Source organism: Mycobacterium pinniadriaticum (genome assembly GCF_026242045.1).
In the GTDB taxonomy this organism is placed as follows: domain Bacteria; phylum Actinomycetota; class Actinomycetes; order Mycobacteriales; family Mycobacteriaceae; genus Mycobacterium; species Mycobacterium pinniadriaticum.
The window spans coordinates 397,029-409,470 of the sequence record NZ_JAPJDO010000002.1 but is presented as its reverse complement, the minus strand read 5'-3'; the positions used below and the strand labels follow the sequence as shown (position 1 = coordinate 409,470).

The following is a 12,442-nucleotide window of genomic DNA, read 5'->3' as shown; positions in this document are numbered from 1 at the left end:
CCTCCGCGGATCGGCCCTGGGCTTCCGCAACCTCACCAACTACATCGCCCGATCGCTACTGGAAACCGGCGGATTCAGACCACAACTACACCGTCAATCGTGAAGAGCCTGGTTACCTCAGCGGTGCCCTGGCGCCGAAGAAATGTGGGAGTCAAGGGCGCGCACAGGAGGGACTGCGTGAGGTATGTGTACGAGGATCTGTCCCCTGAACAATTTGAGACGCTGGTGGTCTTGGTATGCCATCGACTCCTAGGCGTGGGAACGCAGAACTTCGCAACCGGGCGGGATGGTGGCCGTGACGCGAGGTTTGAAGGAACCGCGCAAATGCATCCCAGTACGACTGCCCCGTGGAAGGGAAGGGTAGTCGTGCAGGCTAAGCACACGAATGGATTCAATAAGTCTTTTTCGGAGACTGACTTTTTCAACCCTGGTAGCGAGTCGAACACTCTTGCTGAGGAGATCCCTCGCATCAAGAAATTACGCGTGTCTGGGGAATTGAACCATTATATACTGTTCTCGAATCGAAAGTTGACCGCAAACGCCGAAGCTCGCATTAGGAACCATATTTCCAATGAATGCGGAATTCCAACCGAATCAATTTTCTTGGTTGGTGTGGAACAGCTCGAGCTATATATGAAACTTTTCCCTGAAATTCCCGCAATAGCTAATTTGGATCCCTTTGACTTTCCACTCCTGGTATCCCCGGACGCGATCTCCGAAGTAGTGGAAGCCCTGGCAACACATTCGTCTGCTGTGGCGGAGGCCGTTCGCCAGGTTCCGGAGGAACGCACGTCGTACGCCGACAAAAATGAGCGCAATAATATGACACCGGACTACGGCAAGACCTTGCGAAGACGGTATTTGCCGGATACTGCAGTAATTCAGGAGTTCCTTGCAGACCCGCAGAATCGTAGTATTACGGCACTGTATGAGTCGGCTTGCGAGGAATTTGAACTTGAAATTGTGGCGAAGCGAAGCGACTACCACACTTTCGACGCTGTGCTGCAGTATCTGATGAAGCTTTTGATCGGCCGGGACGCGATTTTGCGCTCAAACCAACGGTTGACTCGCGCGATAATATTTTATATGTATTGGAATTGTGACATTGGGGGGGGTGTCGATGTTGATCCCGTCCAAGCATGACCATCCCGACCAAACCGTTCTGAGTGTCTCGTCCATACTCCTTCGTCAGCTTCGTCGCCAACGCATCGCTCCGTACGCTGACCTGGTAAAAATCGCTAAACGAAAGGTTAAAGGCGGCGAAGTGCTTTTCGTGCCGGCGATAAACCTTCTCTACGCTCTTGGCCTTGTTGAGTATCGCAGGAAGGTCGACTCTTTTGAATATGTAGGCCCAAGATGAAGCTATCGAGACTGTATGCAAATAGACCGACTGCCTTCTCGCCCATCACTTTCGGTGAAGGCCTGAATGTTGTGATCGCAGAAATAAGAACACCAGAGAACAAAAAGCGCGATACGCATAATCTCGGCAAAACCACTCTCGGCGCAATTATTGACTTCACATTGCTCTCGCGACGCGACAAAGATATGTTCCTTTTCAAGTATGACCAGTTCGCTGACTTTGTCTTTTTTCTAGAGATTCGATTGTCAAGAGGGGGATATCTCACAGTTCGGCGCAGCGTCGCCGAGGCCAGTCGCATATCGTTCAAACGACATTTGGACCCGCGTCAGGACATGCTCGATCTCCGTGAAGAAGATTGGGATCATTTCAATGTTCCTTTTGAGAGAGCTCAATCGCTTTTGGACGGATATCTAGACCTCGTGGATTTGAAGCCATGGAATTTTCGCAAAGGCTTGGGATATTTGCTGCGTACCCAGGCGGACTATGCCGATGTCTTCCAGCTTCATCGATACGCCTCTCAACACTCCGATTGGAAGCCCTTCATTGCGCATATACTTGGCTTTGATTCCGCTCGCATCACGGAGTGTTACAGAAAAGAAGAAGCGTTAGACGGTTTAAAAGACACTGTTGCCACTATCGAAGCTCAAGCCGGCGGATCGGTTTCCGATGTCGGAAAGATCGATGGCATGTTGTCGCTGAAGCGGAAAGAAATTGCGCGCACGCAGGAGATGTTGGACTCATTCGACTTCCGCGTTGAGGACAAGGAACGTGTCAAGCAACTTGTAGATCAGTTCGACGAGCAGCTCGCGACGCTGAATGCGAGACGGTACACTTTGCGGAATAGTCTAAAACGCATTAGTGCTGCAATAGATGAAGGTCAGATTTTGTTCGACCCTGACGCAGCTGCTGAGCTATTTGAAGAAGCTGGTGTACTGTTTGGCGATCAGTTGAAGGTTAGTTTCGAGCAGCTGATCAAGTTCAACATTTCCATAACAGAAGAACGTCGCCAGTACCTATTAGAAGACCGTGCCGAAACCCAAGCGGAGTTGACGCAGATTAACTCGGAGATTAACGCGCTAGGTCGACGAAGGTCTGAATCGCTCGCCTTCCTCACAAGTACAGATAGCTTTGAAAAATACAAGGAGCTATCAGACAAGTTGGTTGAAATCCGCGCCGACGCGCTGGCTCTAGATGCGCAACGCGCGGCGATTCAGCAACTGCAGACGCTTCGAGCTGAAATACGAGCGACTGAAGCGGAGATCGATGCGCTGCGGATAGGGATAGAAGAGAACGTCGAACTCGAGGGAGCTCCCGACAGCGACGGACTGTTTGCCGCGGTTAGAACCAACTTCGACGATATTGTCAGGACGGTCATCGATAGAGATGCGCTGATTTCCGTGTCTCTGAACCACAACTATCACCTTGAATTCGGTGCAGATATTTTAGACGAAAAGGGAAACCCAACGAGTGCTGACGAAGGTACCTCCTACCGAAAATTGTTGTGCGTAGCTTTTGACTTGGCGGTCGCGAGGGCCCATAACCCGATGGGTTATCCACAATTCGTATATCATGATGGCGTTTTTGAGGGTTTGGACCCCCGAAAAAAAGAACGCTTACTCGATGTGATCCGCGAGTACGCCGACGCGGGCATCCAACAGATCATCACTCTAATCGATTCTGATACGCCGCCGCCGGAGACGGGCGGGCCGGCGTTTGAGGAGGGTGAGATCGTCCTGACGCTTCACGACGAGGGGGAGGCTGGAAGGCTGTTCAAGATGAGGGCTTGGTAGGGCCGGGGTGGGTGGGTGCTGAGCCATTTTTCTCGGGCCTGAACGGGCCTGAAGAGGGTATGACCTGGGACCTGGACTCGGGTCCAAGAAGGCTTTCACCCGAGCCGCGTCCCTGGATCAGTCGGCCTCGCTCGACGCAGGTAAGCGCTGGCCCTTTGCGTCGGGCGAGTCCGTTTTATCGCCCGCTCAGGAAGGCCTGGCCGGCCGTCGCTGGCAAGCGCCGTTGCTGGAAGGCCAGCACAGCGCACCTGGACACCAAGCGAGACCCGATCCTAGGCGTCAAGATCGAACGCAGTGGCTACCACTATTGCCGTACGTGTTTGCCTGACGGTCACCGCACAGCCCGCGAAATCCCGCTCGCATTGGAGGATGGACTCCCCGCCTTCCCCATTAGCGACGGCTAGAGCGAGCGCGACGTGATGGTGGTCCAATCCCTCGCGCGGTCCAAGTCCCGTGGGATGGGCTGGCTTCGCCCGACGGCGGCGTCGTCACGGCGCCACTTCAGGTGACCTAACGGATGGTCGACCTCGCCGGCCGCGGCCGATAGCCGATAGCCGATAGCCGATAGCCGATAGCCGCCGAATATGTCACGCCGAGTGACAGCCTTGCTCTCGTCGATAGCTGCAGTTGTCCACTATCATGCTGCAAGCCTCGCCAGTGTGGACAACTCCGGGAACGCCCGCTTCAGCTCATTCAGCTCAGCGGCTGGTTCTTCCGCACACCTTTGTAGATGCCCCAGCGCACGATCCACGGCATCAGCACCCGGTCGATCGACCACGCCGGAAACCGGTAGGCGGTGCCGTTGGGAGCGAACACTTCCAGCCCGTCGGATTGGATCCCGACGATCGACCCCCAGCGCCGCCGCGGCGCCCGATATCTTTTCAGCGGACGGCCGGCCAGGGTGGCTTTGATGTTGTGGGCGAGTAGGCCATCGGCCCTGGCCCGGGCCGAGGCCCGGAGCGGATCGGTGGCGGCCACATCGCCGATCGCGAACACCCGGTGATGGCCGCACAGTTGCAGTTCCGGAGTCACCTTCACGAAGCCCTGCTCGTCGAGCAGTTCGGGCGGCAGCCAGTCGGTGTTGGGCTTGACCCGCCCGATCGCCCACAGCACCGCATCGGCGTGTGCGGGTGGTTGCCCGGTACTCCACTGCACCGGGGCGTCGGTGATCTCGTCGCCGTCGAACCCCTCGGGAAGAACCGCGCGATGCCCCGGGTGCACACCGACGCCGAGCCCGATCAGACTGTCCCGCAAGCGTTCCCATGCTCGTGGATGATGCTCGGTCAAGGCCCGCTCGGCCGGGAAGTACAAGTCGACTTTCTTGCCGGGCCAGGCGGTGGCGATGTTGGCGGCGGCGCTGACCGCCGCGGCACCACCGCCGACGATGATCACCGATCGCGCAGCGCCCAGCCGATCGTGGGTGGCGGTCAGATCGGCGGCGATCTCCGCAGGCGTCTGCACCGTGGGTTGACGCCAGAACCCGTTGCGCACCCCGGTGGAGATGACCAGGAAGTCATAGGTCTCGTCGACCGGCGTCCCGTCCGGGGTGGTGGCGTGCACCGTGTGGTGTTCCAGATCCAGGCCGGTGAGGGTGGCCTGCACGGTGCGCACCCGGTCGAGTGCCCGGTACTTGTCGAACGACACCCAGTTGTCGCGGGCCCAGTCCTTCGGGCGGGCCAGCCGTAGGCCGAGTTCCTGACCGCTCAGCAGTGCCGGTTTCGCCGAGATGCCGACGATGTCGAAGTGGCGGCCCAGCCGGATCGCGGTGAGCAGCCCGCTGTCACCGAACCCGGCGATCACCACTTTCGGCTTGTTCATGCGACGGCCTTTCGGGGTGGTCGGGGAATGAGCATCGGCACCCGGTCGATGACGTCCTGATACTGCGGGCGGCGCGCCAGGCTGCGCTTCTCCATCATCGGGATGCTGGCGCCCAGGAACATCGCCACCATCGCGGCCACCCCCACGAACAGCCACCAGGCCGATGCCGGGGCGGCGGCCACCCCGAACAGTGCCAGCGCGAACCAGAAGCTGATCTCGCCGAAGTAGTTCGGGTGCCGCGACCAGGACCACAGCCCGCGGTCCATCACGGCGCCGGGTTGCTTGTCGCGCACGAAGCGGTGCATCTGGGTGTCGGCGACCAGCTCCAGGGTCACCGCCGCGATGCCGACGACGAACGCGACCCAGCCCAGCCACACCAGGCCCGGGCCGGGTGTGGTGACCGCGATGTAGACCGGCAGCATCCCGAGGAACACCTGCACGGTGGGGATCAGGTGGATGGCGAACAGGTCGGCGACGAATTCCCAGCGGCCGGCACTCGCGCGCAACATCGGGTAACGCCAGTCCTCGTGGTGCAGTCCCGGGAAGCTGTACACCCAGTTCCCGGTCAGGCGCACCGCCCAGTACGCGACCACGATTGTCACCAACCAGCAGCGCACGGAATCCCATCCCAGCGGCCCGGCGGCCCACCAGTAGACCAGCAACAGCGGCGGGATCACGCTCCAGTAGGCGTCGTAGAAACTGGAGTTGCGATAGGCGCGGGAGAAGACGAACACCACCAGGGTCGCTATGACGTCGGCGATGAATGCGTCTAGCCACAGCCGCCCGGTCGCCGATGGGCCCCACAGCAGCCAGGCGGCACCGGCAGCGATCGCCACCGCGTAGGCCACGGTGACCAGATATAGGGAGCCTGTCCGGTTCGGCTTTACCGTCATGGCGCCTCCTCCAGCGGGCGAACTGTAACACGTTCTAGTTGCCGCACTCCGCCCACAATAACGCGCATCGACTCTGCAACCACGGCGTCGACTCTGCGCTCAGAGCGCGATCCCGAGCCCACCGCCCGCGCTGACCGCAGGCTCGATATCGAGCGACGGGACAAAACTTGACACCTGCCAACAACTGACACCACCGGGTTCCTTATCGTGTCGGAATGAGCACAGAGCGAGTAGCGAAGGCGGATCGCGCATGAGCACCGTCGCTGATGCCGACCGGGTCGCGGACCTGGCTCGGCGGGTCGTGGCCGACCACGACCCGAAGAACGTCCCGATGCCGGAATTCCTGGGCGCCTGCTACGACGCCGGCCTGTCCTGGGTGCACTTCCCCGAAGGCCTCGGCGGCCTGGGTCTGTCCCGCGGTATGCAGGCCGTCGCCGACCGGATTCTGCAGGGGGCCGGTGGCCCGGTACCGCTGGGCCTCAACCCGATGGGCTACGGCATGGCCGCACCCACGGTTCGTGAGCACGCCCAGACCGAGGACCTCAAGAAGGCACTGCTGCGACCCCTGGCCACCACCGAGGACATCTGGTGCCAGTTGTTCTCCGAGCCCGGCGCCGGCTCCGATTTGGCCGGGCTGGCCACCTCGGCGGTGCAGGACGGTGACGAGTGGGTGATCAACGGCCAGAAGGTGTGGACCAGTCTGGCGCACCGGGCCCGCTGGGGCCTGCTGCTGGCGCGCACCAACCCCGACATTGCCAAGCACAAGGGCCTGACCTACTTCGTGCTCGACATGCACGCCCCCGGCGTGGAAACCCGTCCGCTGCGCCAGATGACCGGGCAGGCCGAGTTCAACGAGGTCTACCTGACCGACGCCCGCATCCCCGACAGCCACCGTCTCGGCGCCGTCGGCAACGGCTGGAACGTCGCGATGACCACCCTGATGAACGAGCGCAGCGCACTGGGCGCCAGCGGCAGCCGCCGGGGCAGCGGCACCATCAAGGACGCCACGACCCTGTGGGCGTCACGCCCAGACCTGCATACCCCCGTCCTGCGGGATCGCTTGTCGCAGTTGTGGTTACGATCGGAAGCCCAGCGACTGACCTCGGAGCGCTCCCGCGCATCGGCCACCTCAGGAGGCCCCGGCCCGGAGGCTTCGGTCGGCAAGCTGGTCGGCGCCCTTCTCAACCAGCACATCTACGAATGGTGCATGGATCTGCTTGGACCAGAAGGGATTTTGTACGACAGCTATGCATTGGCCGACGGCTCCGGCGACGCCGGCGACTGGCGTGGGCCGATCCAGCAGCGCTACCTGCGCAGCCGCGCCAACACCATCGAAGGTGGCACCACCGAGGTGATGCGCAACATCCTCGGCGAGCGGGTCCTGGGCCTGCCCGGGGACCTGCGCGCCGATGCCGGAATGCCGTGGAAGGAGATCCCCCGTGGCTGAGAACGCTGAGTTCACGTTCACCGACGAGCAGCAGGATCTGCGTGCCGCCGTGCGCAAATTCTGCGCGGACAACTTCGACGAGGCGACCGTGCGCATGCTGATGGAAGCCGACGTGCCGTTCGACACCAAGGTGTGGAACCGGCTGGGCGCTGAGCTCGGCGTGCTCGGGCTTTCGGTGCCGGAGGCCGACGGCGGGGTCGGCGGTTCGCTGGTCGACCAGGCCATCGCGGTCGAGCAGTTCGGCGCCACCCTGGCCTGCGGCCCGCTGTTCGGCACCGTCTATCTGGCCGTTCCCGCGTTGGTGGCGTGTCCGGCCGGCCCGGCCCGCGACGAGCTGCTGGCAGCGCTGGTGGAGGGCACCCGCACGGCGGCATTCGCCGTCGCGGACGAGGCCGGCGCATTCGATCCGGCCGCGGTGACCGTCACGGCGAGCGGCGACACGGTCACCGGCACCGTCGAGCGGGTGGTCGACGGTGCCGCCGCCGATGAAATCCTGGTCGCGGCAACCGGTTCCGGCGGCATCGGGTTGTACGCGGTGGACGCCAAGGACACCGACCGCACCCCGTTGATGACCCTGGACCTGACCCGCCCGCAGGCCACGATCGCCTTCACCGACTCCCCCGCCCGGCTGCTGGCCGGCCCTGAGGAGGCCGAACGGGTGATCACCCATGCGCTGCAGGTGGGGTCGGCGTTGCTGGCCGTCGAACAGGTCGGCGCCGCCCAGCACCTGCTCGACCTGGCCGTCGAGTACGCCAAGTCCCGGCTGCAGTTCGGCCGTCAGATCGGCTCCTTCCAGGCGATCAAGCACAAGCTGGCCGACATGCTGGTCGACCTCGAGCACGCCCGCTCGACTGCCTACCACGCGGTGTGGGCACTGGCCGACGGCTCCGATGACCCGGCTCTGGCCGTCAGCATCGCCCAGGCCACCGCGTCGTCGGCGCTCAGCCGCATCGCCGCCGACACCATCCAGGTGCACGGCGGTATCGGCTTCACCTGGGAACACCAGGCGCACTTGTATTTCAAGCGTGCCGCCACCGACGCCGCACTGCTGGGCAGCGCCGAACAGCACCGCTCCCGGGTTGCCGACTTCGTCCTGGACGACGCAAGCGCCGACGGCGGGGCCCGGGTGGCCGACGGGTTGGCGGTCTAGCGACTTCGGCGCGAAAACCGCCGTTAAGCGAACGAAAGCGCGCCGAAATCACTCGGGGTACGGTCGGTGGCGGTGAACTTCGACCGCATCATGCAAATCGGCTCGGGCTACAGCGCTGCGAAAGTGCTGCTGTCCGCGGTCGGCCTCGGATTGTTCACCGAACTTGCCCGGGGCCCGTTGACGGCCACCGCCATCAGTGAGCGCTTCGGTCTCGTGGAGCGGCCGGCGCGCGACTTCCTCGACGCCCTGGTGTCACTGGAGTTACTCGACCGCGACGGCGACGGCCCCGAAGCCCGCTACCGCAACACCGCCGAGACCGGCCAATTCCTCGACGAGAACAGCCCTTCCTACCTGGGCGGACTGTTGAAGATCTGGGATCAGCGCAACTACCGCTTCTGGGGCGACCTGACCGAAGCGCTGCAGACGGGTCAGGCGCAAAGCGAGATCAAGCACACCGGGCGGCCCTTCTTCGAAACGCTGTATGCCGATCCGCACCGCCTCGAGGCGTTCGTCGCGGCCATGGATTCGTCGTCTCGGACCAATTTCGAGCTGCTGGCACAGCGGTTCCCGTTCGATCGGTACCGCAGCGTGTGCGATGTCGGCGGTGCCGACGCCCTGCTGACCCGCATCGTCGCCGCCCGACATCCGCACCTGGCGTGCGTCAGCCTGGATCTGCCCGCGGTGACCGAGATCGCCGCACGCCGGATCGCCGAGGACGGACTCGGAGACCGGGTGCGCGCGGCCGCCGGCGACTTTCTGGCCGACCGGTTGCCGCCGGCCGACGTCGTGACGATGGGCATGATCCTGCACGACTGGAATCTCGAGCGGAAACAGGAACTCATCGCGAAGGCCTATCAGGCCCTCCCGCCGGGAGGTGCGTTCATCGTCGTCGAATCCCTCATCGACGACGCCCGCCGGGAGAACACCTTCGGGCTGATGATGTCGCTGAACATGTTGATCGAGTTCGGCGATGCCTTCGACTACACCGCCGCCGACTTCCGGCAGTGGTGCAGCGCGGCCGGCTTCCGGAGCTTCGACGTCCTGCCGCTGGATGGCGCCTCCAGCGCGGCGGTCGCCTACAAGTGACGCTCACCCCTGCATAACGGAACGTTCGGGTGCGAGAAGTGCTGAGAACTTCTCGCACCCGAACGCTTTCCGTGGTCGCCCGGCTCGTCAGCCGCGATGGCGATTCCACTGGTGGTGATGATGGATCGAGGTGTCGGGGACCGGCTGGTTGTGCTGTGCTCTAACCATCTCGCACGAGTAAGCCGCCGTCTGTCGGGTGACCAGCCCACAGTCGGGCTGATTCGGTTGTCCTCCGATCGGGGGAACGGCGGGTAACGCTCCCTCACATCTCGGGCTCGGTGTCCAGGACGGTGACGGATCCGTCGTTTCCGTCGACTCGCACCCGTTGGCCGGTGTGCAGCCGATCAGTCGCGCCCGGGACGTCGGCGACCGCGGGGACACCGTACTCACGCGCCACGACCGCGCCGTGCGAAATGGTGCCACCCACTTCCATCACCAGCGCGCCGGCCACCAGAAACAGCGGCGTCCAGCCCGGATCGGTACTCGCGGCGACCAATACCTCACCCGGTTGCAGCGTCGCGCCGACGGGGGAATCGAGCACGCGTACGACACCTTCGTACGACCCCGGTGCCACCGCTGTCCCGACGAGGCGCCGCTTCGAATCCGAACCTGGCCGCAGACGCGGTCCGTACACCGCCTCGCCGTCACTGGCCAAGATGCGCGGCACCGCACGGCGGCGCAGCTCGCGGCGAAAGTCCCTGCGATTCAACGCAGCAACGGCGCGCAGGTCGACCGGCGGTCCGTGCACCGCCGCGCGCAGCTGCGCCGGGGTGAGGAAGTACACATCGTCGGCCGCGGTGAGCGATCCCTGGGTCACCAGCGTCGCACCGACCCGCGCCAGCACGCCGCGTCCCAGCGCAACCGCCCGCACCATGTCGAACTTGGGTCGTTCCCGCAGACCGCCGAGTTCCCGATGTCGGTTGAGAACGCTGCGCAACACCCGTGCCCGCCACGCTCCGCGGCGGCGTCGTACCTGCGCCACCAGGTCGTCGGCCGCACGCGCGGACTGGGCAGCACCCGTCTCGAGCCGGCTGGTCAGCTCGCCGCCGGCACGCTGATACTGCCGGATCAGGTCGAGGACGAACGACGGGTCGTCCGCAAACCGGGCCAGCCCCATGTCGATCTCCCGATCGGGCGCACGGTGACCATAGGTCTTCAGGAAGCTGGTGATCCGGACGTCGGTAGGCCCGCAGCCCGAGCCGGCGGTTTCGCGGGCGATACGCGCCAGTTCAGCCCCCATCGCCACCGTCGGGTCGTGCGGCAACCAGCGCCGCACCGGGTCGAAATCGGCGTCGGGGCCCAGCCAACGCCGCACCAGACCCTCGGCCAGGACTCTGGCGAACTGCTCGCCGTAAGCGACCGGCAACTGCTTGACGACCAACTCACACGTCCGGGCGGGCAGCACGTTCTCGACGAAATCCAGCTGTGCCGCTGGTGAATTCAGCCCGGCGGCCTCCCGCTGCAACCCCATCAAGTCGAGGTCGGCCGCGGCCAGGACCCGGCGCCGGGCGCGGCCCGGGGCCGCCAACACGGCGGCCATCCGGGCCAGGTTCGACAATCCCGACAGGGTCATCCCCTTCAGCGGGAGCCCCCCGGATGGACGGAGCAGCCGTGCACCGTTCTCGGCAAGCCATTGGTCGACAACAGCGCTGGCGGTCGGCTCCTTCTGCGTGAGCCGAGAGGTCAGGCGGGCCGCCAACCGCCGCCGTTGCAGGACGGGTGTGGCATCGATGAACAGCCGCCCGGCCACGGTGGGAAGCCACGCAGGCGGGGTATCGCCGACGACCACCCGCCCGGTGACCAGATATCGGATCCATCCAGCGGTCAATGCACCGAAGAATGCATTGCCAGCCGGGGTGAAAGGCTCGGCGATGCCCTGCGCGAGGAGCATCGCCGGCAGGTAGACCCGCAGCCCGGGTTCCGGAGAAGCCGGCGGCAGCGGGAACAGCGAGGTGATCGGGCGAGACTGCAGCAGCCAGCAGTTTCCCGAATCGAAGGCCCACTCGAGGTCTTGCGGACCATCCAGCAGGTCCGCGGCCCGGCGGCCGAGACCGGCCAGCGTCCGCAGTTGGTCCTCGACGAGCACCGGAGTCCCTTCCGGTTCGGACACGACCGACCCGTCGTTGTGGTCCAGAACCCACCGCTGTGGAGTGACGTGTCCGCTGACCACCACGTCGCCGAGTCCGCCTGCTGCCTCGATCATCAGTCGGTCGCGCCGCCCGGACACCGGGTCGGCGGTGAACATCACTCCCGCGGTGTCCGCCGGCACCATCCGCTGGACGACGACGGCCACCGCGACGCCCGTGTGCCCGATCTCGTTGCGCTGCCGGTAGGAGATCGCCCGCGCCGTCCACAACGACGACCAGCACCGGCGCAATGCGCAGCAGAGGTCCTCGATCCCGGTGACGTCGAGCACGGTGTCCTGCTGGCCGGCGAAACTTGCCTCCGGCAAGTCCTCGGCGGTGGCGGAGGAACGCACAGCCACCGGCGGTTCGTTGAGGTCGAGGTAGGCGGTCTCGAGCTGGCCTCGCACGCCTGCGGGTACATCGCATGCTTCGAACGCCCCGCGCAGCCGCTGCGACACCGCATCGATTGCGTCTGGCTGCTCGGCAAGACCACGCAATTCGCGTTCGATCACCGACTCCAGCCCGTGATCGTGGATGAATGTTCGGTAGGCGTCGGTGGTGACGACGAAACCGTCAGGCACTGGCAGGCCCGCCAACGTCATGGCAGCCAGGTTGGCGCCCTTACCGCCCGACCGGCTCGGTTCGCGGGTCTGCGGATCGTCCAATGCGGTGATGACCGCACCCACCCTGTCCATGTCGCCTCCGCCGGGAATGCTCGGCCTCCGACTCTAGGCAGTGCAGCGAAGGTGCCCACAGGGCCGAAGCTCACTGA

At 63.9% G+C, this 12,442-nt stretch carries 9 protein-coding genes; 6 read left to right on the top strand and 3 right to left on the bottom strand.

Annotated features, from left to right (window positions below):
• Positions 1–255 precede the first annotated feature (255 nt).
• The 3 genes from ORI27_RS04135 to ORI27_RS04130 are packed head-to-tail and all read left to right on the top strand — an operon-like array spanning position 256 to position 3,150.
• Positions 256–1,143 carry an ABC-three component system protein gene (locus tag ORI27_RS04135; protein WP_265995232.1) on the top strand — a complete coding sequence of 296 codons (888 nt, stop codon included), beginning with the start codon at positions 256–258 and terminating at the stop codon, positions 1,141–1,143.
• Positions 1,121–1,360, top strand: a complete 240-nt coding sequence (locus ORI27_RS33090; protein WP_407666212.1) for an ABC-three component system middle component 8 — start codon at positions 1,121–1,123, stop codon at positions 1,358–1,360. The genes ORI27_RS04135 and ORI27_RS33090 overlap by 23 nt, the downstream gene beginning before the upstream one ends.
• Positions 1,357–3,150: a DUF2326 domain-containing protein gene (locus tag ORI27_RS04130; RefSeq protein ID WP_265995231.1), complete on the top strand. Its 1,794-nt coding sequence runs from the start codon at positions 1,357–1,359 to the stop codon at positions 3,148–3,150. Before ORI27_RS33090 ends, ORI27_RS04130 begins: the two co-directional genes overlap by 4 nt.
• A gap of 693 nt (positions 3,151–3,843) precedes the next feature.
• On the opposite strand, the gene ORI27_RS04125 is transcribed toward ORI27_RS04130, so the two are convergent.
• Positions 3,844–4,968, bottom strand: coding sequence for an FAD-dependent oxidoreductase (locus tag ORI27_RS04125; protein WP_265995230.1), 1,125 nt, complete (start codon positions 4,966–4,968; stop codon positions 3,844–3,846).
• Positions 4,965–5,861, bottom strand: coding sequence for a DUF1295 domain-containing protein (locus tag ORI27_RS04120; RefSeq protein ID WP_265995229.1), 897 nt, complete (start codon positions 5,859–5,861; stop codon positions 4,965–4,967). Before ORI27_RS04120 ends, ORI27_RS04125 begins: the two co-directional genes overlap by 4 nt.
• A gap of 250 nt (positions 5,862–6,111) precedes the next feature.
• Between ORI27_RS04120 and ORI27_RS04115 the strand changes: the two genes are divergently transcribed.
• The 3 genes from ORI27_RS04115 (at position 6,112) to ORI27_RS04105 (ending at position 9,544) form a co-directional block, all read left to right on the top strand.
• Entirely contained in the window at positions 6,112–7,308 is a 1,197-nt protein-coding gene (locus tag ORI27_RS04115; protein ID WP_265995228.1) for an acyl-CoA dehydrogenase family protein, read from the top strand.
• Positions 7,301–8,458, top strand: a complete 1,158-nt coding sequence (locus ORI27_RS04110) for an acyl-CoA dehydrogenase family protein (protein ID WP_265995227.1) — start codon at positions 7,301–7,303, stop codon at positions 8,456–8,458. The genes ORI27_RS04115 and ORI27_RS04110 overlap by 8 nt, the downstream gene beginning before the upstream one ends.
• Before the next feature lie 90 nt (positions 8,459–8,548).
• Positions 8,549–9,544 carry a methyltransferase gene (locus ORI27_RS04105; protein WP_407666211.1) on the top strand — a complete coding sequence of 332 codons (996 nt, stop codon included), beginning with the start codon at positions 8,549–8,551 and terminating at the stop codon, positions 9,542–9,544.
• Positions 9,545–9,806: 262 nt separating this feature from the next.
• On the opposite strand, the gene ORI27_RS04100 is transcribed toward ORI27_RS04105, so the two are convergent.
• A complete protein-coding gene (locus tag ORI27_RS04100; protein ID WP_265995225.1) occupies positions 9,807–12,365 on the bottom strand; it encodes a PEP/pyruvate-binding domain-containing protein in 2,559 nt (852 codons plus the stop codon).
• Positions 12,366–12,442: the final 77 nt, after the last annotated feature.

What these genes read in the sequence shown, in the direction of transcription:
- ORI27_RS33090 (WP_407666212.1), top strand. Translation starts at nt 1,121, where the DNA reads ATGTTGATCCCGTCCAAGCATGACCATCCCGACCAAACCGTTCTGAGT.
- ORI27_RS04130 (WP_265995231.1), top strand. Translation starts at nt 1,357, where the DNA reads ATGAAGCTATCGAGACTGTATGCAAATAGACCGACTGCCTTCTCGCCC.
- ORI27_RS04125 (WP_265995230.1), bottom strand. Translation starts at nt 4,968, where the DNA reads ATGAACAAGCCGAAAGTGGTGATCGCCGGGTTCGGTGACAGCGGGCTG.
- ORI27_RS04120 (WP_265995229.1), bottom strand. Translation starts at nt 5,861, where the DNA reads ATGACGGTAAAGCCGAACCGGACAGGCTCCCTATATCTGGTCACCGTG.
- ORI27_RS04115 (WP_265995228.1), top strand. Translation starts at nt 6,112, where the DNA reads ATGAGCACCGTCGCTGATGCCGACCGGGTCGCGGACCTGGCTCGGCGG.
- ORI27_RS04105 (WP_407666211.1), top strand. Translation starts at nt 8,549, where the DNA reads ATGCAAATCGGCTCGGGCTACAGCGCTGCGAAAGTGCTGCTGTCCGCG.
- ORI27_RS04100 (WP_265995225.1), bottom strand. Translation starts at nt 12,365, where the DNA reads ATGGACAGGGTGGGTGCGGTCATCACCGCATTGGACGATCCGCAGACC.